Annotated in this window: 19 protein-coding genes, 1 tRNA gene and 1 pseudogene; 18 read left to right on the plus strand and 3 right to left on the minus strand. The window is 67.8% G+C overall.

What is annotated here, in order from left to right; all coding sequences use genetic code 11:
• The coding region (locus tag NHG85_RS16280) for a mechanosensitive ion channel family protein (protein WP_253334310.1) at positions 1-1746 on the plus strand (1746 nt) is incomplete at its 5' end.
• A gap of 30 nt (positions 1747-1776) precedes the next feature.
• Here NHG85_RS16280 and NHG85_RS16285 read toward each other — a convergent pair.
• A complete protein-coding gene (locus tag NHG85_RS16285) occupies positions 1777-2850 on the minus strand; it encodes an AI-2E family transporter (RefSeq protein WP_370363044.1) in 1074 nt (357 codons plus the stop codon).
• 205 nt (positions 2851-3055) lie between these two features.
• Between NHG85_RS16285 and NHG85_RS16290 the strand changes: the two genes are divergently transcribed.
• Positions 3056-3145 (plus strand) — tRNA-Ser (locus tag NHG85_RS16290).
• 149 nt (positions 3146-3294) lie between these two features.
• Here NHG85_RS16290 and NHG85_RS16295 read toward each other — a convergent pair.
• Together NHG85_RS16295 and NHG85_RS16300 are read right to left on the minus strand one after the other, a co-directional pair.
• A complete protein-coding gene (locus NHG85_RS16295; protein ID WP_253334314.1) occupies positions 3295-4365 on the minus strand; it encodes a hypothetical protein in 1071 nt (356 codons plus the stop codon).
• Positions 4366-4600: 235 nt separating this feature from the next.
• Positions 4601-5032, minus strand: coding sequence for a hypothetical protein (locus NHG85_RS16300; RefSeq protein WP_253334316.1), 432 nt, complete (start codon positions 5030-5032; stop codon positions 4601-4603).
• Between the two features lie 203 nt (positions 5033-5235).
• Between NHG85_RS16300 and NHG85_RS16305 the strand changes: the two genes are divergently transcribed.
• From NHG85_RS16305 to NHG85_RS16375, 16 genes and pseudogenes are all read left to right on the plus strand, one after another.
• On the plus strand, positions 5236-7170 hold the full coding sequence (locus NHG85_RS16305; protein ID WP_253334317.1) for a PrkA family serine protein kinase: 1935 nt from the start codon (positions 5236-5238) through the stop codon (positions 7168-7170).
• A 13-nt stretch (positions 7171-7183) separates the two neighbouring features.
• A complete protein-coding gene (locus NHG85_RS16310; protein ID WP_253334319.1) occupies positions 7184-8500 on the plus strand; it encodes a YeaH/YhbH family protein in 1317 nt (438 codons plus the stop codon).
• Positions 8493-9968, plus strand: coding sequence for a SpoVR family protein (locus NHG85_RS16315; protein WP_253334321.1), 1476 nt, complete (start codon positions 8493-8495; stop codon positions 9966-9968). The genes NHG85_RS16310 and NHG85_RS16315 overlap by 8 nt, the downstream gene beginning before the upstream one ends.
• Positions 9969-10067: 99 nt before the next feature.
• Positions 10068-12362, plus strand: coding sequence for a bifunctional salicylyl-CoA 5-hydroxylase/oxidoreductase (locus NHG85_RS16320; protein WP_253334323.1), 2295 nt, complete (start codon positions 10068-10070; stop codon positions 12360-12362).
• A complete protein-coding gene (locus tag NHG85_RS16325) occupies positions 12362-13120 on the plus strand; it encodes an SDR family NAD(P)-dependent oxidoreductase (RefSeq protein ID WP_253334325.1) in 759 nt (252 codons plus the stop codon). Before NHG85_RS16320 ends, NHG85_RS16325 begins: the two co-directional genes overlap by 1 nt.
• Entirely contained in the window at positions 13117-13578 is a 462-nt protein-coding gene (locus NHG85_RS16330; RefSeq protein WP_253334327.1) for a MarR family winged helix-turn-helix transcriptional regulator, read from the plus strand. Before NHG85_RS16325 ends, NHG85_RS16330 begins: the two co-directional genes overlap by 4 nt.
• Positions 13575-14366, plus strand: a complete 792-nt coding sequence (locus tag NHG85_RS16335; protein ID WP_253334329.1) for an enoyl-CoA hydratase family protein — start codon at positions 13575-13577, stop codon at positions 14364-14366. Before NHG85_RS16330 ends, NHG85_RS16335 begins: the two co-directional genes overlap by 4 nt.
• Before the next feature lies 1 nt (position 14367).
• Positions 14368-15537 (plus strand): acyl-CoA dehydrogenase family protein, encoded by a 1170-nt coding sequence (locus NHG85_RS16340; RefSeq protein ID WP_253334331.1) that lies wholly within the window; start codon positions 14368-14370, stop codon positions 15535-15537.
• A gap of 67 nt (positions 15538-15604) precedes the next feature.
• Entirely contained in the window at positions 15605-17227 is a 1623-nt protein-coding gene (locus NHG85_RS16345; protein WP_253334333.1) for an AMP-binding protein, read from the plus strand.
• A gap of 14 nt (positions 17228-17241) precedes the next feature.
• The gene (gene kynA / locus NHG85_RS16350; RefSeq protein WP_253334379.1) at positions 17242-18015 is read left to right on the plus strand and encodes a tryptophan 2,3-dioxygenase; all 774 of its coding nucleotides are present in this window, start codon (positions 17242-17244) and stop codon (positions 18013-18015) included.
• A 35-nt stretch (positions 18016-18050) separates the two neighbouring features.
• The gene (locus NHG85_RS16355; RefSeq protein ID WP_253334341.1) at positions 18051-19187 is read left to right on the plus strand and encodes an ABC transporter substrate-binding protein; all 1137 of its coding nucleotides are present in this window, start codon (positions 18051-18053) and stop codon (positions 19185-19187) included.
• Between the two features lie 53 nt (positions 19188-19240).
• Positions 19241-20161, plus strand: a complete 921-nt coding sequence (locus NHG85_RS16360; RefSeq protein WP_253334343.1) for a branched-chain amino acid ABC transporter permease — start codon at positions 19241-19243, stop codon at positions 20159-20161.
• A gap of 44 nt (positions 20162-20205) precedes the next feature.
• The gene (locus NHG85_RS16365) at positions 20206-21186 is read left to right on the plus strand and encodes a branched-chain amino acid ABC transporter permease (protein ID WP_253334387.1); all 981 of its coding nucleotides are present in this window, start codon (positions 20206-20208) and stop codon (positions 21184-21186) included.
• A gap of 64 nt (positions 21187-21250) precedes the next feature.
• Positions 21251-21697 (plus strand): annotated as a pseudogene (locus NHG85_RS16370) (ATP-binding cassette domain-containing protein); the annotation flags it as partial.
• Between the two features lie 99 nt (positions 21698-21796).
• Positions 21797-21928 carry an ABC transporter ATP-binding protein C-terminal domain-containing protein gene (locus NHG85_RS19900; protein WP_370363045.1) on the plus strand — a complete coding sequence of 44 codons (132 nt, stop codon included), beginning with the start codon at positions 21797-21799 and terminating at the stop codon, positions 21926-21928.
• Positions 21925-22614: an ABC transporter ATP-binding protein gene (locus NHG85_RS16375; RefSeq protein WP_253334347.1), complete on the plus strand. Its 690-nt coding sequence runs from the start codon at positions 21925-21927 to the stop codon at positions 22612-22614. Before NHG85_RS19900 ends, NHG85_RS16375 begins: the two co-directional genes overlap by 4 nt.

The raw sequence follows: 22614 nt of genomic DNA on the forward strand, positions 1-22614 counted from the left end.
GCGCTGCTTCTGGGGCTGGTCGGCGGGCTTTTGATGCGCGCCGGGCTCTGGGCCCGCCGCCTGCGCCGCCGCATCCTCGAAGCCGACAGGCGCGGTTCGCGCGCGATGGCCTTCGGCGTGTCGCTGGGGCAGGTGGCGCTGCCCTTCGCCGGGCTGGTGCTGATCGCGCGGGCGCTCGATCTGGCCGGGGTGGACGGGCCGCGGGCCGGGGCGGTGCTGATGGTGCTGCCGGTGGCGGGGTTCGCGGTGCTGCTGGCGCGCTGGATGGCCGGGCAGTTCTTCGGCCCCGAGGCGGCGCAGCCGATCGCGGGCATCGCGCTTGCGCGGCAGATCCGCGCGCGGCGGCAGGTGATGCTGCTGGGCTGGGCCATTGCCTTGGCGCAGCTGTCGCAGGCGGTGATCGCCAGCGCCGATGCCCCCGACGGCGCCGAGGCGGCGCTTCTGTTCCCCTTGCAGCTTCTGGTCGCGGTGCCGCTGTTTCTTCTGGGTCGCACGTTGGCGGGGGTCACCCGAGACAGCGCGCCCGCCACCACCCCGCAGATGCCGCAGCCCGAGGCCGCGCGGCGCGACACCACCGGCTTCCGGCAGGGACTCCTGTCGCTTCTGGGCAAGCTGGCGATGGCCGTGGCGGTGGTCGCGCCGGTGCTCTCGGTGCTGGGCTATGCCGCGCTTTCCGAGGCGCTCCTGGTGCCCGCGATCAAGACGATGACGCTGATCGGCGTGCTGGTGCTGCTCCAGCGCCTCGTCTTCGACCTGTGGACCGTGGCCACCGGATCCGAGGATCTGGCGCGCGACGCTCTGGTGCCGGTGTTGATCGGGCTGTTCCTGATCCTCGCCGCCTTGCCGGTGCTGGCGCTGATCTGGGGCGCGCGACCCGAGGATCTGGCCGAGGTCTGGACCCGCTTTCGCGAGGGCTATTCCTTCGGCGACACCCGGCTTCAGCCCACGGATCTTCTGTGGCTGCTGGTGATCTTCGTGATCGGCTACGCGCTGACGCGGCTGGTGCAGCGGGTGCTGCGCTCGGTGGTGCTGCCGCGCACAAAGCTCGATCTCGGCGGCCAGAACGCCGTCGCCGTAGGGCTGGGCTATGTCGGCATCACCACCGCGGCGCTCCTGGCGATCACCACCGCCGGGCTCGATCTGTCGAACCTCGCCATCGTTGCCGGTGCGCTTTCGGTCGGCATCGGTTTCGGTCTGCAGAACATCGTGTCGAACTTCGTCTCGGGCATCATCCTGCTGATCGAGCGGCCCATTGGCGAGGGCGACTGGATCGAGGTCGGCGGGCAGTCGGGCTACGTGCGCGACATCTCTGTGCGATCGACCCGGATCGAGACCTTCGACCGCACGGATGTGATCGTGCCCAACGCCGATCTCGTCTCGAACCAGGTGACCAACTGGACCCGCGGCAATTCGGTGGGCCGGGTGATCGTGCCGGTGGGCGTGGCCTACGGCAGCGATCTGGTGCGCGTGCAGGAGATCTTGCAGGAGATCGCCGAGGATCACCCGCTAGTGCTCGCCAACCCGGCGCCTGCGGTGCTGTTCCGCGCCTTCGGGCCGTCGCGGCTGGAGTTCGAGATCCGGGCGATCCTGCGCGACATCAACTTCGTCGTGGCGGTGCAGTCCGAGATGAACAACGACATCGCGCGGCGCTTCGAGGCCGAGGGGATCAAGATCCCCTTCCCGCAGCAGGACCTGTGGCTCAAGAACCCCGAGGCGCTGCGAGATCGGGGTGAAGGCGAGGGCTGAGGCCCCCGCCGCTTCGCTGGCCGGGTCGGCCTATTCGGCCGCCCTTGCATGGGGCGCGGCGTCGCGTGCCTCGGTCTCGGGCTCCGGCAGCCCCTCGCGCGACAAAAGGATCGCCACGGGGCGCAGCGCCGGGATCTCCGAGCAGACGATCATCGCCGCCACGGTGATCGGCACCGACAGGAACATCCCCGGAATGCCCCAGACCGCGCCCCAGAAGGCGAGGCTGATGATGATCCCGAAGGAGGACAGCCTGAGCGCGCGGCCCATCATCATCGGGTCGAGCACGTTGCCGTTGATGAACTGGATCACCCCGGTGATCGCGAAGATCGCCCCCGTCATCGCCGGATCGCCGAGCTGCACATAGGCCACCAGCGCCACCAGAGCGGTCGCCACGATCGAGCCGATGTTGGGGATGTAGTTGAGCATGAAGGTGAGGATGCCCAGCGGCACCGCGAGATCGAGCCCGAAGAGCCCCGCCAGCGCCCAGACCATGACGCCGGTCATCAGCGAGACCACCGTCTTGACCGCGAGGTAGCGGTTCACCCGGCGGATGATCGAGCCGATGATCCGGCCCACCCGGTCGGCCTGCACCGGGTCGCCCACGAAATTCACCAGCTTGGTCGAGAACCACACCCGTTCGGCGAAGAGAAAGCCGACGAAGAGGATGACCAGCACCGTGCCCTGCATCAGGTTGCCCGCCTGGCTGGCCAGCGTGCGGATGTAGCCGCCGAATTCCACCGTCTGCACCGAGTTGAGCACCGCCGCCTCGGTGTTCTCGCCCAGCCACGAGAACAGCCGGGCGATCGCCTCCGGCGCGCGGTCGGCATAGCTCAGCGTGGTCAGCAGCACGGTGTTGATCTGCGCCAGCACGATCGAGGTCAGAGTTAGCAGCGCCGCGGCGATGGCGACGACGGCGGCGATGGAGGCGAGCCAGTTGGGAATGGCCAGCGGCCCGATGCGGGCCCGCGCGATGAAGCTGATCGCGTCGCTCATCAGCGAGAAGATGACGATGGCCGTCACCAGCGAGATCAGCAAAAAGCGCGCCTGCACCAGCAGAAACAGCACCACCGCGAAGGCGATGATGATAAGGGCCACATCCTGCACCCTGTGCGGATCGCGCGGCGAGAGCCTGCCTCTATCGGTGGCGGGGCGGGGCGGCACTTGGGACGGTCGGGTGATCAAGTCTGGGGTCTCGCACGATGTTACCGCCTCACTATGCGGGAGCGGCGGGCCGGTAGCAATCGACGCGCGAAATTGCGCGGCGACGGCCCTTGCAAAGCCCGCCCGGCTTGGCTACTGAGCCCGCAACGGAGCGGTGGCCGAGTGGTCGAAGGCGCACGCCTGGAAAGTGTGTAGGCGGGGAACCGTCTCGAGGGTTCGAATCCCTCTCGCTCCGCCATTTCCCCCATGAACGCGTTCTCCCAATTTCGCTTGGGGTGGCTGCTGCGGCCCTTGCTGAGACGAGGGCCAGCCGGACCCTGCTCTCAGAGCCCTTGGGGCGAGCAGCGCGCCGATGCGGCGGCGGGGACCTTGCCAGAAGGCCCGGCGCTATTCCGTCGGCGCGACCGATATCGCCTGTTCGAGACGGGCAAGCTCCGAGGTCAGTGCGGGATTTCCGAGGTCGAGGCGGTCCGCCAGCGCCTTGATCCTCCAACGCCAGTCCAGCCGTCCCAGCGCCTGGCGATAATTCTGCCGCGCCACGGTGGGAGACCAGGCTGCGACGGCCCCGCGGAGCGCCGCGACGTTGCGGGACAGGTCGATGCGATCGAAATCCAGGGTCGCGCCGGGCCAGAGCAGATCCTCGGCGGAGGCGTCCCCGAACGGCTGGACCCCGGCCACCACCGCGCCCGCGGCAATTGCGTCGGTCCACCGGCCGGTCAGGTATTCCTTATGTGGATGGGTATAGGAGGCGGGTGCTGCGAGATTGGAATGCGCCATCACGAACTTCGCCTGCGCATAGCGGGCGCAAAGGTCGCGATGCCCCGACGACGGGTCGGCCGGATCATCGGCGAGGAACGGCGGACGCCCGGCAAAACGCAGCCCCGCCGCGTCGCAGACCGCCCGGCTGTTCGCATCCTCCTCCCATTCCGGGGGCTGGCGTCCGACCCGCAGGACGTCGACGGGTCGCGCGGCCGCGTTTGAGCCGAGATCGAGCACGTCGGAGCCCCAGCCGAGGTGGAGGCTCCGCCCCGGCGCGAGGTCTTCGTAGAACCGCGCCTCTCCCTTCTGCATGTAGATGACCATGTCGAAATGGCGCATCAGCCGGGGCGAGGGCGCCCATTCGGTCCAGAAGCTGTCGACGATCCAGAGCGCGCGGAAGCGCCGGGGCCGGTCGAACCGCTCCAGCGCCATTAGGGATTTCACGTCCCCCGGCGATTTGGCTAGGTAGATGGCGCCCGGCGCGGGGCCCTTTCGGGGGCGCATGAGGGTCTGCCGGACTGCGGCAAGCCGCGACGCGCCTTGCAGCGGCGGGCGCTGGAGGTCGAGGTCGAGCAGTCTTGCCGCGAGGCGGGCGAAATGTTCGATCGGCCCCCAGCCGCGAGAGCCGTCGTCGCCGAGGATCAGCGCCGGGCGGGGCGTATGCACCTCTTCAGCGGGTGGAAAGGTGCCTTGTCGCATCGGATACTTTTTCCTGAACCTGCCCATCTCGGGCCGAGGCTATTGGAAGAGGTGCGGCACATGCAATCGGCCCTGCCGCGCCCACCCTGAACGGCTAAGTGCGACGCATCGACGGCGCTTGTGTCGGGCTTTGTCGTTCAGGCGCGGGAGGTTCTGGGCTTCGCGTGCCGAGCCGCCCGGGTACGAAGGCCCCTCCGGGACCGTTCCCATGCCGCATCCCCGGTCCAAGCGGTCTTCATCTGTGTTGCGTCGATACGCCCTCGGTCACGGCGTGAGCGTCGGTCGGTCCGGCAAGTCGCACGGTATCGAAGACCGGCGTTCCGGCCGCCAGCAGGGTCAGGATGCCGATGCCGGCCGCGAAGAGAAGCAGGTAGAGAGGTCGCAACCCGTCATCATCCGTCATCGCCGTTGCCTTTTCTTGTGTGTTTTCAATTTGGTCTCGGCTCATCATGGGCTTGCGCCCGGCACGGATACCATGGCCGACGCGGCGTTTCGAAATCCGTGACGCTGCGTTGCGGCGCAGCGGGGGCACGGCAGGGCGGATCTGCCCATAGCGGAGCGTCAAAGGCGGCAGGCGGAAGGCTGTGGTGGCGGCGGGCCGCTGCGCGGCCGGCCTGTCGCGCAGATTGTGCGCCCCGCGCGGCGCCTTGCTCCGCCGGGATCGCACGGCATGCGCGCCTTCCAGCCAAAGGCGCTGGCTATGGCCGGTAACGGCTTCACGCGGCCCTCAGCGAAAGATGATACGTGACGTTCCGTAAATCTACGTGATTTGCGAATGTGCCACCCCCACGTAATATAATGGAAAGAAAAAGATTCGCCTGAGGGACGGAACGTGCGCCGATTGGCGCCAACCGACGAGAGAATGGGCCGATGGATGTCTTTACCCGCTACGCCGAAAGCTACGCCAGCTCGCGCACCGAGGAGCTGAGCCTGCAGGAATACCTGCTGCGATGTCGGGAGGACCCGTCCGTGCGCGCCACCGCCGCCGAGCGCATGATGCGCGCCATAGGCGAGCCGGAGCTGGTGGACACCAGCCACGACCAGCGATTGGGGCGGATCTTTCTCAACCGCACGGTCAAGATCTACCGCGCCTTCGAGAGCCTCTATGGCAACGAGGAGGTGGTCGAACGGATCGTCGGCTTCTTCCGCCATGCGAGCCAGGGATTGGAGGAGCGCAAGCAGATCCTCTATCTGCTCGGCCCCGTCGGCGGCGGCAAGTCGACCATCGCCGAAATCCTCAAGGCGCTGATGGAAAAGGAGCCGATCTACGTCCTCAAGGCGGGCGACCAGATCAGCCCGGTGTTCGAGAGCCCCTTGGGCCTGTTCGACCGCGAGCGGTTCGGCGATCTTCTGGAGGACAAGTACGACATTCCGCGCCGCCTGCTCACCGGGCTGATCTCGCCCTGGGCGGTCAAGCGGCTGGAGGAGTTCGGCGGCGACATCAGCCGGTTCTCGGTGGTCCGGATGCAGCCCTCGCGGCTGCGCCAGATCGGTGTCACCAAGACCGAGCCGGGCGACGAGAACAACCAGGACGTCTCGGCTCTCGTCGGCAAGCTCGACATCCGCAAGCTCGAACACATGGGGCAGGACGACCCCGACGCCTACAGCTACTCGGGCGGGCTCAACCGCACCACGCAGGGCCTTCTGGAATTCGTCGAGATGTTCAAGGCGCCGATCAAGGTGCTGCACCCGCTGCTCACCGCGACGCAGGAGGGCAGCTACACCGGCACCGAGAACATCGGCGCCATGCCCTATCAGGGGCTGATCATCGCCCATTCGAACGAGGCCGAGTGGCGCCAGTTCAAGGGCAACCGCAACAACGAGGCCTTCCTCGACCGGATCTCGGTGGTGAAGATCCCCTATTGCCTGCGCGCGACCGAGGAGGCGCGGATCTACGACAAGCTGCTGCGCGAAAGCTCGCTGGCCAGTGCGCCCTGCGCGCCCGAGACGCTGCCGATCCTCGCGCGCTTCTCGGTGCTCACGAGGCTTCAGGACCACGAGAATTCGACGCTCTACGCCAAGCTTCGGACCTATGACGGCGAGACGCTCAAGCACACCGACCCCAAGGCGCGCAGCTTGCAGGAATACCGCGATGCCGCGGGAGCGGACGAGGGGATGACCGGCGTCTCCACTCGCTTTGCCTTCAAGGTGCTGGCCGAGACGATCAACCACGACGTCGACGAGGTCGGCGCCGATCCGGTGCATCTGATGTATGTGCTCGAACAGGCGGTGCGGCGCGAACAGTTCCCCGAGGAGACCGAGGCGCGCTATCTCGACCACCTCAAATCCGACCTCGCGCCGCGCTATGCCGAGTTCATCGGCGAGGAGATCCAGAAGGCCTATCTGGAGAGCTACTCGGACTACGGTCAGAACCTGTTCGACCGCTACATCGCCTATGCCGACGCCTGGATCGAGGACCAGGACTTCAAGGATCCCGACACCGGCCAGATGTTCGACCGCGACGTGCTCGAGGCGGAACTGGCCAAGATCGAGAAGCCCGCCGGCGTGTCGAACCCCAAGGACTTCCGAAACGAGGTGGTCAAGTTCGTGCTGCGCGCGCGGGCCGAGAACGAGGGGCGCAACCCCGACTGGCGCGGCTACGAAAAGCTGCGCCGGGTGATCGAGAAGCGGATGTTCTCCCGCGTCGAGGATCTTCTGCCCGTGGTCAGCTTCGGGGCCAAGCGCGACAAGGACACGGATGCCAAACACGCCGAGTTCGTCGAGCGGATGGGCGAGCGGGGCTATACGCCACGCCAGGTCAGGAGGCTTGTCGAATGGTACATGCGGGTGAACAAGGCGGGATGAGGCGGAGGCGGGCATGACGCATTTCATCGACCGCCGTCTCAACCCCAAGGGCCGCAGCACGCCCAACCGCCGCCGCTTCATCGGCCGCATCAAGGCGCATGTGCGCGAGGCGGTGGATGCCAGCGTGCGCAAGCGCGGCATCACCGACATGGAGGCGGGCACCGATGTCTCGGTGCCGCGCGACAGCCTCTCGGAGCCGAGCTTTCGCCACGCGGCCAAGGGCGGCACGCGCGAGGGCGTGCTGCCGGGCAACCGCGAATACCGCGCGGGCGACGAGATCGAGCGCCCGCCCGCGGGCGGCGGCGGGGCCGGGCGCAAGGGCGCGCCCGATGGCGAGGGCGAGGATGATTTCGTCTTCGCGCTGTCGCGCGACGAGTTTCTCGACATCTTCTTCGAGGATCTCGAACTGCCCGACCTCGTGAAGCGCGCGCTGACGGGCAGCGCCGTGCAGCGGCCGCGCCGGGCCGGTCTTTCGGTCACCGGATCGCCGGCCAATCTCAATGTCGGCCGCACCATGCGCCGGGCCATGGGCCGCCGCATCGCTCTGCGCCGGCCCTCGGACGCGATGCTCGACGATCTGCGCGAGCGGCTTTTTGCGCTCGAGGCGGTGTTCGAGCCCGATGCCGCCCAGCGTGCGGAGATCCTGCGGCTTCAGGCCGAGATCGAGGCGCTGACCGCGCATCGCAAACGCGTGCCCTATCTCGATCCGCTCGATCTGCGCTATAGCCATTTCGAGCCTCAGCCCGAGCCGCGCGCGCAGGCGGTGATGTTCTGCCTGATGGACGTCTCGGCCTCGATGGGGGCGCGCGAAAAGGATCTCGCCAAGCGGTTCTTCGTGCTGCTGCACCTGTTTCTCACCCGCCGCTACGACACGGTGGATCTCGTCTTCATCCGTCACACGCATCTGGCCTCCGAGGTCGACGAGGAGACCTTTTTCCATTCGCGCGAAAGCGGCGGCACCATGGTCTCCACGGCGCTGGCGGAGATGAACCGGGTGCAGTCCGAGCGCTATCCCGCCTCGGAGTGGAACATCTATGCGGCCCAGGCCTCGGACGGCGACAATTACCAAGGCGACAGCCGCGATTGCCAGATCTGGCTCGAAAGCGAGCTTTTGAAGATCTGCCAGCATTTCGCCTATGTCGAGATCATCGGCGAGGCCGAGGCGCGCATCCTGCGCGACGCGGCGCGCGGCACCGAGCTTTGGATGGCCTACCGCGAGGTGGCCGAGCGCTGGCCCAATTTCGCGATGCGCCGGGTGTCGGGGGCGGGCGACATCTACCCCGTCTTTCGCGATCTCTTCGCCAAGCGCGGGGAGGTGGCCCATGGCTGAGCTGCTTTTCGACGGGCCCGATTGGGATTTCGACACGCTCAGGCGCACCACCGAGGCGATCGAGACGATCGCGCGCGAGGATCTCGGCCTCGATGTCTATCCCAACCAGATCGAGATCATCTCGACCGAGCAGATGCTCGACGCCTATTCCGCCACCGGCATGCCGCTGATGTATCGCCACTGGTCCTTCGGCAAGCAGTTCATCCACCACGAGCGGCTCTATTCCAAGGGCGCGCAGGGGCTGGCCTACGAGATCGTCATCAATTCCGATCCCTGCATCTGCTACTGCCTCGAGGAGAACACCATGCCGATGCAGGCGCTGGTGATCGCCCATGCCGCCTTCGGCCACAATCATTTCTTCAAGTCGAACCACCTGTTCCGGCAATGGACCGACGCGCGCGGCATCCTGGATTACCTCGATTATGCCCGCAATTTCCTTAGCGAATGCGAGGAGCGGCACGGCCCGGCCAAGGTCGAGCACACGCTCGACGCCGCCCATGCGCTGATGAACGCGAGCGTGTTTCGCCACCGCCGCCCGGCGCAGCCCTCGCTCAGAGCCGAGGCCGAGCGCGCGGAAAAGCGGATCGAGGAGGATGAGCGCGCGGCCCACTACCTGTGGAGCCGGATCGAGGCGGAACACCGCCCGCAGGACCACGAGACCAGCGCCACGCAGCGCCGCCACGCGCTCGGCCTGCCCGAGGAGAACCTGATCTATTTTCTCGAGCGCCACAGCCCGGTGCTCGAACCATGGCAGCGGCAGGTGCTCCGGATCGTGCGCAACCTCGCGCAGTATTTCTATCCGCAGCGCCAGACGCAGGTGATGAACGAAGGCTGCGCCTGCTTCGTGCATTTCCACATCCTCAACAAGCTGCACGAACAGGGGCGGATCGGCGATGGCGCGATGCTGGAGATCCTGCACAGCCATTCGAGCGTGCTGTTCCAGCCCCGTTACGATCATCCGGGCTATTCCGGCCTCAACCCCTACGCGCTGGGCTTTGCCATGATGCGCGACGTGCAGCGGATCTGCGAGGCGCCCGAGGCCGAGGACCGCGAGTGGTTTCCCGCCATCGCGGGCTGCGGCGACTGGCGCGGCGTGCTGAAGGACGCCTGGGCCAATTACCGCGACGAAAGCTTCATCCAGCAGTTCCTCAGCCCCAAGGTGATGCGCGACCTGCGGCTTTTTGCGCTGCGCGATGCTGAAAGCGAGGAGGCGATGAAGGTCACCGCGATCCACGACGCGGGTGGCTACCACGCGCTGCGCGACACGCTGGCGCGCAGCTACGACCTGTCGAACCGTTCGCCCGACATCGAGGTGGTCGATGCCGATCTCGCGGGCGACCGGGTGCTGCGCCTGCGTCACGTGCTGCGCAACGAGGTGCCGCTCGATCCGCGCGAGCGTGAGGCGACGCTGGCCTGCCTGCGCGAGCTCTGGGGCTACGAGGTGGAGATCGACGAGATGCTGGGCTAGGCGCGCGTCGCCGGATTGGATGCTTCAAGCACATATATTTTATACTTGAAATGAATCGGGGCCGCTTCTAGCTTCTCTCCACCAGCTCGGGGAGGGGCCATGAGGATCGCGTGCATCGGTGGGGGACCTGCGGGGCTCTACTTTGCCATATCGGCCAAGTTGCGCGACCCGGCGCATGAGATCGTGGTGATCGAGCGCAACCGGGCCGACGATACCTTTGGTTGGGGCGTGGTGCTGTCGGACGAGACATTGGCCAACCTCGCGGCCAACGACGCCGTCTCCGCGGAGGCGATCCGCGTGCATTTCGCCTACTGGGACGATGTGGCGGTGGTCAAGGACGGCACCCGCATCACCTCGACCGGCCATGGCTTCTGCGGCATCGGGCGCAAACGGCTGCTGCTCCTGTTGCAGGAGCGGGCGCGCGAGCTGGGCGTCGAGCTGCGCTTCGAGACGGAGGTGGGGCGGGCTTCGGACTACGCGGTCGATTACGATCTCGTCGTCGCTGCCGATGGTCTGAATTCGCGCAGCCGGGCCGAGTTCGAAGAAGTGTTCCGCCCCGAGATCGACCGGCGCCGCTGCCACTTCACATGGCTCGGCACGACCCAGACCTTCGCCGACGCCTTCACCTTCATCTTCGAGAAGACGCGGCATGGCTGGGTCTGGGCCCATGCCTACCAGTTCGAGCCGGGCACCGCGACCTTCATCGTCGAATGCGCGCCCGAGACCTTTGACGCCTGGGGCTTCGGCGAGATGAGCCAGGAGGACTCCATCGCCACCTGCGAGGAGATCTTCCGCGAGCATCTGGGCGGCCATCCCCTGATGTCGAACGCGCGCCACATCCGCGGCTCGGCCTGGATCAATTTTCCCCGCGTGCTCTGCGAGCGGTGGTACACGGGCAACATCGTGCTTCTGGGCGACGCCGCCGCGACGGCGCATTTCTCGATCGGCTCGGGGACCAAGCTGGCGCTCGAATCCGCGATCGCGCTGGCCGAGGAGGTGGCGCGCGCGCCCGATCTCACCACCGCTTTCGAGAGCTACGAGGAGGCGCGCCGGGTCGAGGTGCTGCGCCTGCAATCGGCGGCGCGCAACTCGATGGAGTGGTTCGAGGAGGTGGGCCGCTACCTCGATCTCGATCCCGTCCAGTTCAACTACTCGCTGCTGACCCGCAGCCAGCGGATCAGCCACGAGAACCTGCGCCTGCGCGATGCCGAATGGCTCAGGGGCGCCGAGCGCTGGTTCCAGACGCAGGCCGGGCTGCCCGAGGATGCGCCGGTGCGCGCGCCGATGTTCGCGCCCTACAAGTTGCGCGGCATGACGCTGAAGAACCGCGTCGTCGTCTCGCCGATGGCACAGTACAAGGCCGTGGATGGCTGCCCGACCGACTGGCACCTCGTGCATCTTGGCGAGCGGGCCAAGGGGGGCGCGGGGCTCGTCTATACCGAGATGACCTGCGTGAGCGCGCAAGGGCGGATCACGCCGGGCTGCCCCGGCCTCTATGCGCCCGAGCACGAGGCGGCGTGGAAGCGGATCGTGGATTTCGTCCATGCCGAGACCGATGCGAAATTCTGCTGCCAGATCGGCCATTCGGGGCGCAAGGGCTCGACCCAGCTCGGCTGGGAGGAGATGGATGCGCCGCTGAAGGCGGGCAATTGGGAGACCATCTCCGCCAGCCCGATTCCGTGGTCAAAGAACAACCCCGCCCCGCGCGAGATGACCCGCGACGACATGGAGGAGGTCACGCCGCAGTTCGTGGCCGCGACGGAGATGGCCGCGCGGGCGGGTTTCGACATGATCGAGCTGCACGCGGCGCATGGTTACCTCGTGTCGTCCTTCATCTCGCCCACATCGAACCGGCGCTCGGACGAATATGGCGGGTCGCTGGAGAACCGTCTGCGCTGGCCCTTGGAAGTGTTCCGCGCGATGCGCGCAGCCTGGCCCGAGGACAGGCCGATGTCGGTGCGGATCTCGGCCAATGACTGGGTCGGCGCGGATGGCGTCACGCCCGACGAGGCGGTCGAGATCGCCCGCGCCTTCGCGCAGGCCGGGGCCGATTTGATCGACGTCTCCGCCGGGCAGACCAGCATCGAGGCCAAGCCGGTCTATGGCCGCATGTTCCAGACGCCGTTTTCCGACCGCATCCGCAACGAGGCGGGGATTGCCACCATGGCGGTGGGCAACATCTACGAGGCCGATCACGTGAATTCGATCCTGATGGCCGGGCGCGCCGATCTCGTCGCCATCGCGCGGCCGCATCTGGCCGATCCCTACTGGACGCTGCACACCGCGACGCAGCTGGGCGACAGGGCCGAGCGCTGGCCCGATCCCTATCTCGCCGGGCGCGATCAGGCGTGGCGGCTCGCGGACAAGGCCGACCAGGCCGTGGGGCCGGTCTGATGCGGCTCAAGGGACAGCACGCGCTGGTCACCGGCGGCGGCACCGGGGTGGGGGCTGCGATCGCCCGCGCGCTGGCCGTTCAGGGTGCGCGCGTCACGATCACCGGGCGGCGCGAGGCGCCGCTCATCGAGACCGCCGAGGGGCAGGCGGAGATGGGATGGATCACGGGGGACGTGACGCGGGCCGAGGAAATGGTCCGTGTCGTGGAGCAGGCGTCGCAAGAGCGCGGCCCCGTGACCATCGCCATCGCCAATGCGGGGGCGGCGGACAGCAAGCCTTTTACCAAGACCACGGCGCAGAATCTAGACGCGATGCTGTCGGTCAACCTGCACGGCGTGTTCAACCTGTGGCAGACGGTGCTGCCGGGGATGAAGACGGCGGGGCGCGGACGGCTCATTGCCATCGCCTCGACCGCCGGGCTCAAGGGCTATCCATACGTCTCGGGCTATGTCGCGGCCAAGCATGCCGTGGTCGGGCTCACCCGGTCGCTGGCGCTGGAGCTGGCCCGCACGCAGATCACCGTCAACGCGATCTGCCCCGGTTTCGCCGAGACGCCGATGCTGGAGGAAAGCATCGACAACATCGTCGCCACGACCGGGCGGAGCCGCGAGGAGGCCGCCAAGGCGCTCGCCTCGGGCAATCCGCAGGGCCGCTTCGTGCAGCCCGAGGAGGTAGCCGACGCGGTGCTGTGGCTTGCGGGCAATGGCGCGAGCGCGGTGACGGGGCAGGCCATTTCGGTATCGGGGGGCGAGACATGAGCGTGGAACTGCACGCCAAGGCGGGCAAGACGCGGCTGCGGCTGTGGCTGAAGCTTCTGAAGACCTCGAACGCCGTGGAGACGGCGCTGCGCGACCGGCTGCGCACCGAGTTCGGCACCACGCTGCCGCGCTTCGACGTGATGGCGGCGCTGGCGCGCAGCCCAGAGGGGCTGAAGATGACCGAGCTGTCGCGCCGCCTGCGGGTCTCGAACGGCAATGTCACCGGCATCGTCGACCGGCTCGAAGCCGAGGGCCACGCCGAGCGCCACGCGGTGGCGGGCGACCGGCGCGCGATGGAGGTGCGGCTCACCGGCCGGGGCCGCGCGCATTTCGACACGCTGGCCCACGCGCATGAGGCCTGGGTCAACGAGCTGATGGGCGCGATCCCCGAGGCCGAGGCCGCGCGGATCATGGACGATCTCGACCATGTCGCCCGCAATCTGGAGGCAAAGCGATGAGCGCGCATTTCAAGCTGGAGCGCGAAGGCGCGGTCGCCGTGGTCCGGCTCGACCGGCCCGAGCGCAAGAACCCCTTCACCTTTCAAAGCTACGCGGCGCTGCGCGACTGGTTCCGCGATCTGGCGGCGGATGAGGAGATCCACGCGGTCGTCATCGCCCCCAATGGGCGCAACTTCAGCTCGGGCGGCGATGTCGAGGATATCATCGGCCCGCTGACCGAGATGGACATGAAGGGGCTTTTGGCCTTCACCCGGATGACCGGTGATCTGGTGAAGGCGATGCTGACCTGCGGCAAGCCGATCGTCGCCGCCGTCGACGGCGTGGCGGTGGGCGCGGGCGCGATCCTCGCCATGGCCTCGGACATCCGCCTCGCCACGCCCGAGGCGAAGACCGCCTTTCTGTTCAACCGCGTAGGCCTCGCGGGCTGCGACATGGGGGCCTGCGCGATGCTGCCGCGCATCATCGGGCAGGGGCGTGCGGCGGAGCTGCTCTACACGGGCCGGGTGATGAGCGCCGAGGAGGGCGCGGCTTGGGGCTTCTACAACCGCCTCGTCGGTGGCCACGAGATCGAAGCCGAGGCGCTGAAGCTTGCGTCCCGCATCGCCGCCGGCCCACGCTTTGCCAACATGATGACCAAGACCATGCTGCTGCAGGAATGGGACATGGGGCTTGAGCGCGCGATCGAGGCCGAGGCGCAGGCGCAGGCGATCTGCATGCAGACCGAGGATTTCCGCCGCGCCTACCGGGCCTTCATGGCGCGCGAGAAGCCCGTGTTCGAGGGAGACTGAGATGGCGGACAAGAGCTTTCTCGACTGGCCCTTCTTCGAGGAGAGGCACCGCGAGCTGGCACAGGCGCTGGAGCGCTGGGCGGCGGAAGGTCTGGACGGGATCGACCACGCCGACACCGACGCCGCCTGTCGCGAGCTGGTGGCGAAGCTCGGTCGGGGCGGCTGGCTGGAGCACGCGGCCTCCGAGGACGGCGCGCTCGACGTGCGCAGCCTGTGCCTGATCCGCGAAACGCTGGCGCGGCACGACGGGCTCGCCGATTTCGCCTTTGCCATGCAGGGGCTGGGCTCGGGCGCGATCTCGCTCTTCGGCTCGCAGATGCAAAAGGCCGAATGGCTGCCACGCGTGCGCAGCGGCGCGGCGATCGCGGCCTTCGCGCTGACCGAGCCGCAGTCCGGCTCGGACGTGGCCAACCTTGCCATGACGGCCCGGCGCGACGGCGCGGACTGGGTGCTCGATGGCGAGAAGACCTGGATCTCGAACGGCGGCATCGCCGATTTCTACGTGGTCTTCGCCCGCAGCGGCGAGGGGCCGGGCGCCAAGGGGCTGTCGGCCTTCTTGGTGCCCGCCGACACGGCCGGCCTCAGCGTCGCCGAGCGGCTGGAGACCATAGCACCACATCCTCTGGCGCGGCTGTCCTTCGAGGGCGCACGCCTGCCCGAGGACGCGATCATCGGCGCGCCGGGGCAGGGCTTCCGCATCGCCATGTCGGTGCTCGACGTGTTCCGCTCCACCGTGGCGGCGGCGGCGCTCGGCTTCGCCCGCCGGGCGATGGATGCGAGCCTTGAGCGGGCCGGCAGTCGCGAGCTGTTCGGCGCACCGCTGTTCGAGATGCAGATGGTGCAGGGCCACATTGCCCAGATGGCGCTCGGCATCGATGCGGGCGCGCTGCTAACCTACCGCGCGGCGTGGATGAAGGACATGGGCGCGCCGCGGGTCAGCCGCGAGGCGGCGATGGCCAAGCTGTTCTCGACCGACGGCGCGCAGAAGATCATCGACGCCGCGGTGCAGATCCATGGCGGCGAGGGCGTGCGCGCGGGCTCGGTGCCCGAGACGCTCTACCGCGAGATCCGCGCGCTTCGGATCTACGAAGGCGCGAGCGACGTGCAGAAGATCATCATCGCCCGGGCCGCCATGGCCGCGCATGGGGAGAACAGCGCGGTCGAACGATAGGGACAAGGGACCGCGCTGTCGGGGAAGGGGAGAGCCCCGGCGGTGCGGATCAGGGGAGGACAGACAGATGCTGGGACCGACGGCGCATGAGGACAGCTTCTCGCGCGACAACCTGCCGCCATTCGACCAATGGCCGGAGCTGCTGCTGGAGGGGTTCGACTACCCCGAGCGGCTCAATGCCGGGGTCGAATTGTGCGACCGGCTGGTCGAGCGGGGGCATGGCGACCGCACCGCGCTGATCGGCAACGGGCGGCGGCGCAGCTACAAGGAGCTGATGGACTGGACCAACCGCATCGCGCGGGTGCTGGTCGAGGATTATGGCGTGAAGCCGGGCAACCGGGTGTTGATCCGCTCGGCCAACAACCCGGCGATGGTCGCCTGCTGGCTCGCGGCGACCAAGGCGGGCGCGGTGGTGGTCAACACCATGCCGATGCTGCGCGCGGGCGAGCTGTGCAAGATCGTCGACAAGGCCGAGGTCAGCCTCGCTTTGTGCGACACGCGGCTGATGGACGAGATGGTGGCCTGCGCCAAGCGCAGCCCGCATCTGGCCAAGGTCGTGGGCTTCGACGGCACCGCCAACCACGACGCCGAGCTGGATCGCGCCGCGCTCGACAAGCCGGTGACGTTTCAAGCGGTCGAGACGGGGCGCGACGACGTGGCGCTCTTGGGCTTCACCTCCGGCTCGACCGGGGTGCCCAAGGCCACGATGCATTTTCACCGCGACATCCTGATCATCGCGGACGGCTACGCCAAGGAAGTGCTCGGCGTCACCCCCGAGGATGTCTTCGTCGGCTCGCCCCCCTTGGCCTTCACCTTCGGGCTTGGCGGGCTCGCGGTGTTTCCGCTGCGCTTCGGAGCGGCGGCGACGTTGCTGGAAACGGCCTCGCCGCCCAACATGGTCGAGATTATCGAGAAGTATAAGGCGACGGTCTGCTTCACCGCGCCGACCGCCTACCGCGCCATGCTGCGCGCGATGGAGGAGGGCGCGGACCTGTTGTCCCTGCGCTGCGCCGTCTCGGCGGGCGAGACGCTGCCCGCGCCGGTCTATCACGAATGGATGGAAAAGACCGGCAAGCCGATGCTCGACGGCATCGGCGCGACCGAGCTTCTGCACATCTTCATCACCAACCGTCTCGACGACAGCCATCCGGGCTGCACCGGGCGGCCCGTCACCGGCTATGTCGCGAAGGTGGTCGATGACGATCTAAACGAGGTGCCGCGCGGCACGGTGGGGCAACTGGCGGTGAAGGGTCCGACCGGCTGCCGCTACCTCGCCGACGCGCGCCAGCGCGACTACGTGCATGACGGCTGGAACCTGACCGGCGACGCCTTCGTGCAGGACGCCGACGGGCGCTTCCACTTCGCCGCCCGCTCGGACGACATCATCCTTTCGGCGGGCTACAACATCGCCGCGCCAGAGGTCGAGGCGGCGCTTTTGTCGCATGTCGCGGTGGCCGAATGCGCGGTGGTGGGCCACCCGGACCCCGACCGCGGGCAGATCGTGCAGGCGCATGTGGTGCTGGCCGAGGGCGAGGAGCGCTGCGACGCGATGGTCAAGCTTTTGCAGGACCATGTGAAGGCGCAGATCGCGCCCTACAAGTATCCCCGCTCTGTCGTGTTCTGCGACGTGCTGCCCAAGACCGAGAGCGGCAAGATCCAGCGCTTCCGCCTGCGCGAGGGGGCCGAGTGACCGACGATCCCGTCATGCAGTTCGCGGACAAGATGTCCTACACCGACTATCTCGGCCTCGACGCCGTGCTCACCGCGCAGCATCCGCGCACGGACCAGCATGACGAGATGCTGTTCATCGTGCAGCACCAGGTGACCGAGCTTTGGATGCGGCTCGCGCTGCACGAGTTGGACGCCGCCCGCGCGGCGATCGCCGAGGACCGGCTGCGCCCGGCCTTCAAGATGCTGACCCGGGTTGCGCGGATCTTCGAGCAGATGAACGCCGCATGGGACGTGCTGCGCACCATGACGCCGAGCGAATACACAAGCTACCGCGACGCGCTGGGCCAGTCCTCGGGCTTTCAGTCGTGGCAGTACCGGCTGATCGAGTTCACCGTCGGCAACCGCAACGAAAAGATGATCGGCCCCCACCAGCACCGCCCCGACATCGTCGAGAAGCTGCGCGCCGAACTGGCGCGACCGAGCCTCTACGACACCGCCATCGGCTGTCTGGCCCGCGCGGGCTTCGACGTGCCCGAGCGCGCCGCGCATCCCGACGACCGGGTGATGGCGGCCTGGACCGAGGTCTATCGCGATCCCGAGACGCATTGGCCGCTCTACGAGCTGGCCGAAAAGCTGGTGGATTTCGAGGATTACTTCCGCCGCTGGCGCTTCAACCACGTCACCACGGTGGAGCGCGTCATAGGCTTCAAGCGCGGGACGGGAGGCACGGGCGGCGTCAGCTATCTCAAGCGGATGCTCGAAATCGAACTCTTTCCAGAGCTTTGGCACTTGCGTACCAATCTATGACCGGCCCCAAGACCGGCATCCACAGGGAGACGAGAATGACCAGATTTCTGACGACGACCGCACTGGCGCTGTCGATGATGGGCACGGCCGCCATGGCCGAGCCGGTGAAGGTCGGCATGATCACCACGCTGTCGGGCGGTGGTGCCAGCCTCGGCATCGACACGCGCGACGGCTTCATGCTCGCGGTCGAGGAGGCGGGCAACCCGGAGCTGGAGGTCGTGATCGAGGACGACCAGCGCAAACCGGAGGTGGCGGTGCAGCTTTCCGATGAGCTGATCCAGTCCGAGGAGGTCGACATCCTGACCGGCATCGTCTGGTCGAACCTCGCCATGGCAGTGGTGCCGGGCGCGGTGCGGCAGGGCAAGTTCTACCTTTCGACCAATGCAGCCCCCTCGCAGCTTGCCGGCAAGGGCTGCCACGAGAATTACTTCTCGGTCTCCTACCAGAACGACAACCTGCACGAGGCGGCGGGGCAGTATGCCACCGACGAGGGCTATGGCAGCATGTTCATCATGGCGCCGAACTATCCTGCCGGTCAGGACAGCCTCTCGGGCTTCAAGCGCTTCTACGAGGGCGAGGTGGCGAGCGAGGTCTACACCCAGCTCGGCCAGACCGACTATGCCGCCGAGATCGCGCAGATCCGCGACAGCGACGCCGACGCGCTGTTCTTCTTCCTGCCGGGCGGCATGGGCATCTCCTTCATGAAGCAATGGGCCGAGGCGGGCATCGACATGCCGGTCGTGGGCCCGGCGTTCTCCTTCAGCCAGGACATCCTGCCCGCGATCGGCGAGGCGGCGGTCGGCGTGAAGAACACGGCGCAGTGGTCGAAGGACATCGACAACGAGGCCAACGCCGCCTTCGTCGCGGCCTTCGAGGAGAAGTACGACCGGCTGCCCTCGCTCTACGCGGCGCAGGGCTACGACACGGCGCGGCTGATCCTCTCGGCGATGGAAAAGGCCGAGGTGTCCGACGCCGACGCCTTCCGCGAGGCGATCCGCGCGGCCGAGTTCGACAGCCTGCGCGGCAAGTTCTCCTTCGGGCCGAACCAGCACCCGGTGCAGGACATCTATGTCCGCGAGGTGATCTCCGAGGATGGCACGCTCACCAACAAGATCGCCGCCACGGCGATGACGGACCGCGGCGACGCCTACGCCGAAGAGTGCAAGATGTGATCCGCGGCGGCGGGCGTCCGCGCCCGCCGCACCCCCATTGAGAGGCGCCGCCGATGTCGATGATCCTGCTGATCGAACAGCTTCTGAACGGGCTGCAGTCCGGGCTGATGCTGTTTCTCATGGCTGCCGGGCTGACGCTGGTCTTCGGCGTCATGGGGCTGATCAACCTCGCGCATGGCTCGCTCTACATGGTCGGCGCCTTCGCCTGCGCGGGCGTCGCCGCCGCGACCGGCTCCTTCTGGCTCGGCCTCGCGGCCTCCATCGCCGCCGCGGCGGCGGCGGGCGCGATCGTCGAGGTGGCGGTGATCCGAAGGCTCTACCGGCGCGACCATCTCGACCAGGTGCTCGCCACCTTCGCGCTCATCCTCATCTTCTCGGAAGGCACGCGCTGGCTCTACGGCTCCTTTCCGCTTTATCTCAACGTGCCCGAGGCGCTTTCGGGCAGCGTCACCCTGCCGGGCGGCATCCGCTATTCGCTGTTCCGCCTTGCCATTATCGGCGCGGGGCTTGCCGTCGCCGTGGGGCTGTTCCTGCTGATCGGCAAAACACGGATCGGCGTGCAGGTCCGCGCCGGTGAAGCCGACCGCGAGATGATCGCGGCGCTTGGCGTCGATATCCGCCGCCTCTACACGCTGGTCTTCGCGCTGGGCGCGGCGCTCGCCGGCATGGCCGGGGCGCTGGTCGGCACCATCCAGTCGGTGCAGGTTGGCATGGGCGAGCCGGTGCTGATCCTCGCCTTCGTGGTGATCGTCATCGGTGGCATCGGCTCGATCAAGGGCGCGCTGATCGGCGCGCTGCTGGTGGGCCTCACCGACACGATGGGGCGGGTGCTGCTGCCCTCGGTCTTCGAGCTGTTCATGGAAACCTCGGCGGCCACATCCGTCGGCGCGGCGCTGGCCTCGATGGCGATCTACATCCTGATGGCGCTGGTGCTGATCGTGAAGCCCGGCGGCCTGTTCGGAGCGCGGGCATGAGCGCGGCAGAGGTGACAGCGGTGCCCGAGGGGCGGGGAGGGCGCATGAACCGCGCGCAGATCGTCAACGCGGCTTTGGCTCTGGGGCTTTTGGGCTTCGGCCTCGTTGCCTGGGCCATGGGCGAGACCTTTCTCGTCACGCTGGCCACCAAGGTGGCGATCCTCGCCATCGCCGGGGCGGGGCTGAACCTCGTGCTGGGCTTCGGCGGGCTCGTCTCCTTCGGCCACGCCGCCTATTTCGGGCTGGGCGGCTACAGCGCCGGCATCCTCGCGCATCACGCGCTGAACTACACACCGATGTTCGAATGGCCCTTTCTCTTCGAGGGCACCACCTCGATGCCGGTGATCTGGATCACCGCCATGGTGATCGGCGCGCTGGCCGCCGCGCTGATCGGGGCGCTGTCGCTCAGGACCACGGGCGTCTACTTCATCATGATCACCTTGGCCTTCGGCCAGATGATCTTCTACTTCGCCATCTCTTGGCCCGCCTATGGCGGCGAGGACGGGCTGCCGATCTACGTGCGCAACGGGTTTCCGGGGCTGAACACGCTCGATCCCGTGCAGTTCTTCGGCCTCACCTGTGCCGTCCTCTTCGCGGTGCTGGGGCTGATCGCCATGCTGGCGCATTCGCGCTTCGGCCTCGCGCTGCAGGCGGCGCGGCAGAACAGGCAGCGGCTCATGGCGGTGGGCATCAGGCCCGGCGGCGTGCTCCTGGTGGCCTTCGTCATCTCGGGCGCGATCACGGCGCTGGCGGGCGCGCTTTATGCCGATCTCAACCGCTTCGTCAGCCCCTCGATGCTGTCGTGGCACCTCTCGGGCGAGCTTCTCGTGTTCTTGATCCTCGGCGGCACGGGCCGGCTTTTTGCGCCGCTGGCGGGCGCCGGGCTCTACATCACGCTCGAACACCTGTTGGGCGGTGTCAGCGATCATTGGCAGTTTTTCTTCGGGCTGCTGCTCCTCGGCGTCGTGCTGTTTGCGCGCGGCGGCGTCATCGGGTTTCTTGCGGGGGGCAAGCGCCATGGCTGATCCGATCCTCGACATTCGCGGCCTGTCCAAGAGCTTCGGCGCGTTGAAGGCGACCGACGACGTGTCGCTCGACCTTCGCCCGGGCGAGATCCACGCGCTGATCGGGCCGAACGGGGCGGGCAAATCGACGCTGATCAAGCAGATCTCGGGCGAGATCGCGCCCGATGCGGGCGAGGTGGTCCTGCGTGGCCGAAGCCTCGCGGGCATCGACGCGGCGGGGCGCGCGCGCATGGGCATGGCGCGCAGCTTCCAGGTCTCCTCCGTCGCGCCCGAGTTCACGGTGCTGCAGAACGTGGTGCTCGCCGCCCAAGGCGCGTCAGGCGCGACCTTCCGCTTCTTTCGCCCCGTGATGCGCGACGCGGGGCTCTTGCAGACCGCGCGCGACTGCATCGCGCAGGCGGGGCTTTCGGGGCGCGAGGCGGTCCCGGCGGCGGAGCTCGCGCATGGCGAACGGCGCAAGCTCGAGATCGCCATGGCACTGGCGCTCAAACCTGCGCTGTTCCTGCTCGACGAACCGATGGCGGGCATGGGGACGGAAGGCGCGACCGCGCTCGGCGACCTGCTCGACGCGCTGCGCCATCGCGCGCCGATCCTGCTGGTGGAGCACGACATGGACGCGGTGTTCCGCCTGTCGGACCGGGTCTCGGTGCTGGTTTACGGGCGCGTCATCGCCACCGGCACGCCGGATGAGATACGCACCGACCGGGAGGTGCAGCGGGTCTATCTGGGAGAGGAAGCATGAGCGCGCTGCTCGACGTCGAGGATCTCCACGCCGCCTACGGCGCGAGCCAGGCGCTGTTCGGCGTGTCGTTGCGCATCGAGGAAGGGCAGGCGCTGGCGCTGATGGGCCGCAACGGCATGGGCAAGACCACGACCATCGCCTGCATCACCCGGATGATGGCGGCGAGCGGTGGGCGCATCTCCTTCGCGGGGCACGATCTGGCGCGGCTGCCCTCGCACAAGGCGGCGCGGCTGGGGCTGGGGCTTGTTCCCGAGGGGCGGCGCGCCTTCGCCGGGCTGACGGTGCGCGAGAACCTCATGGCCGCCGCGCGCAAGGGCGAATGGACCATCGAGAAGGTCTGCGACCTGTTCCCGCGCCTTGCCGAGCGCGCGAGGCAGCGGGCCGAGACGCTGTCGGGCGGCGAGCAGCAGATGCTGGTGATCGGCCGGGCGCTGATGACCAACCCAAAGCTTTTGATCCTCGACGAGGCGACCGAGGGGCTGGCCCCGGTGGTGCGGGCCGAGATCTGGGCCGCGATCCGCGAGTTGAAGGCACAGGGCCAGTCGATCCTCGTGGTGGACAAGTCGCTGCGCGAGCTGGCGGCGGTGGCCGATGATTGTGTCGTGCTGGAGCGTGGGCGCGACGTCTGGCACGGGCCGCCGGAGGCGCTCTCGGGCGAGCTCGCGCAGCGCTATCTGGGGGTCTGA

This window comes from Limimaricola litoreus (genome assembly GCF_024159025.1).
GTDB classification, from domain to species: Bacteria; Pseudomonadota; Alphaproteobacteria; order Rhodobacterales; family Rhodobacteraceae; genus Limimaricola; species Limimaricola litoreus.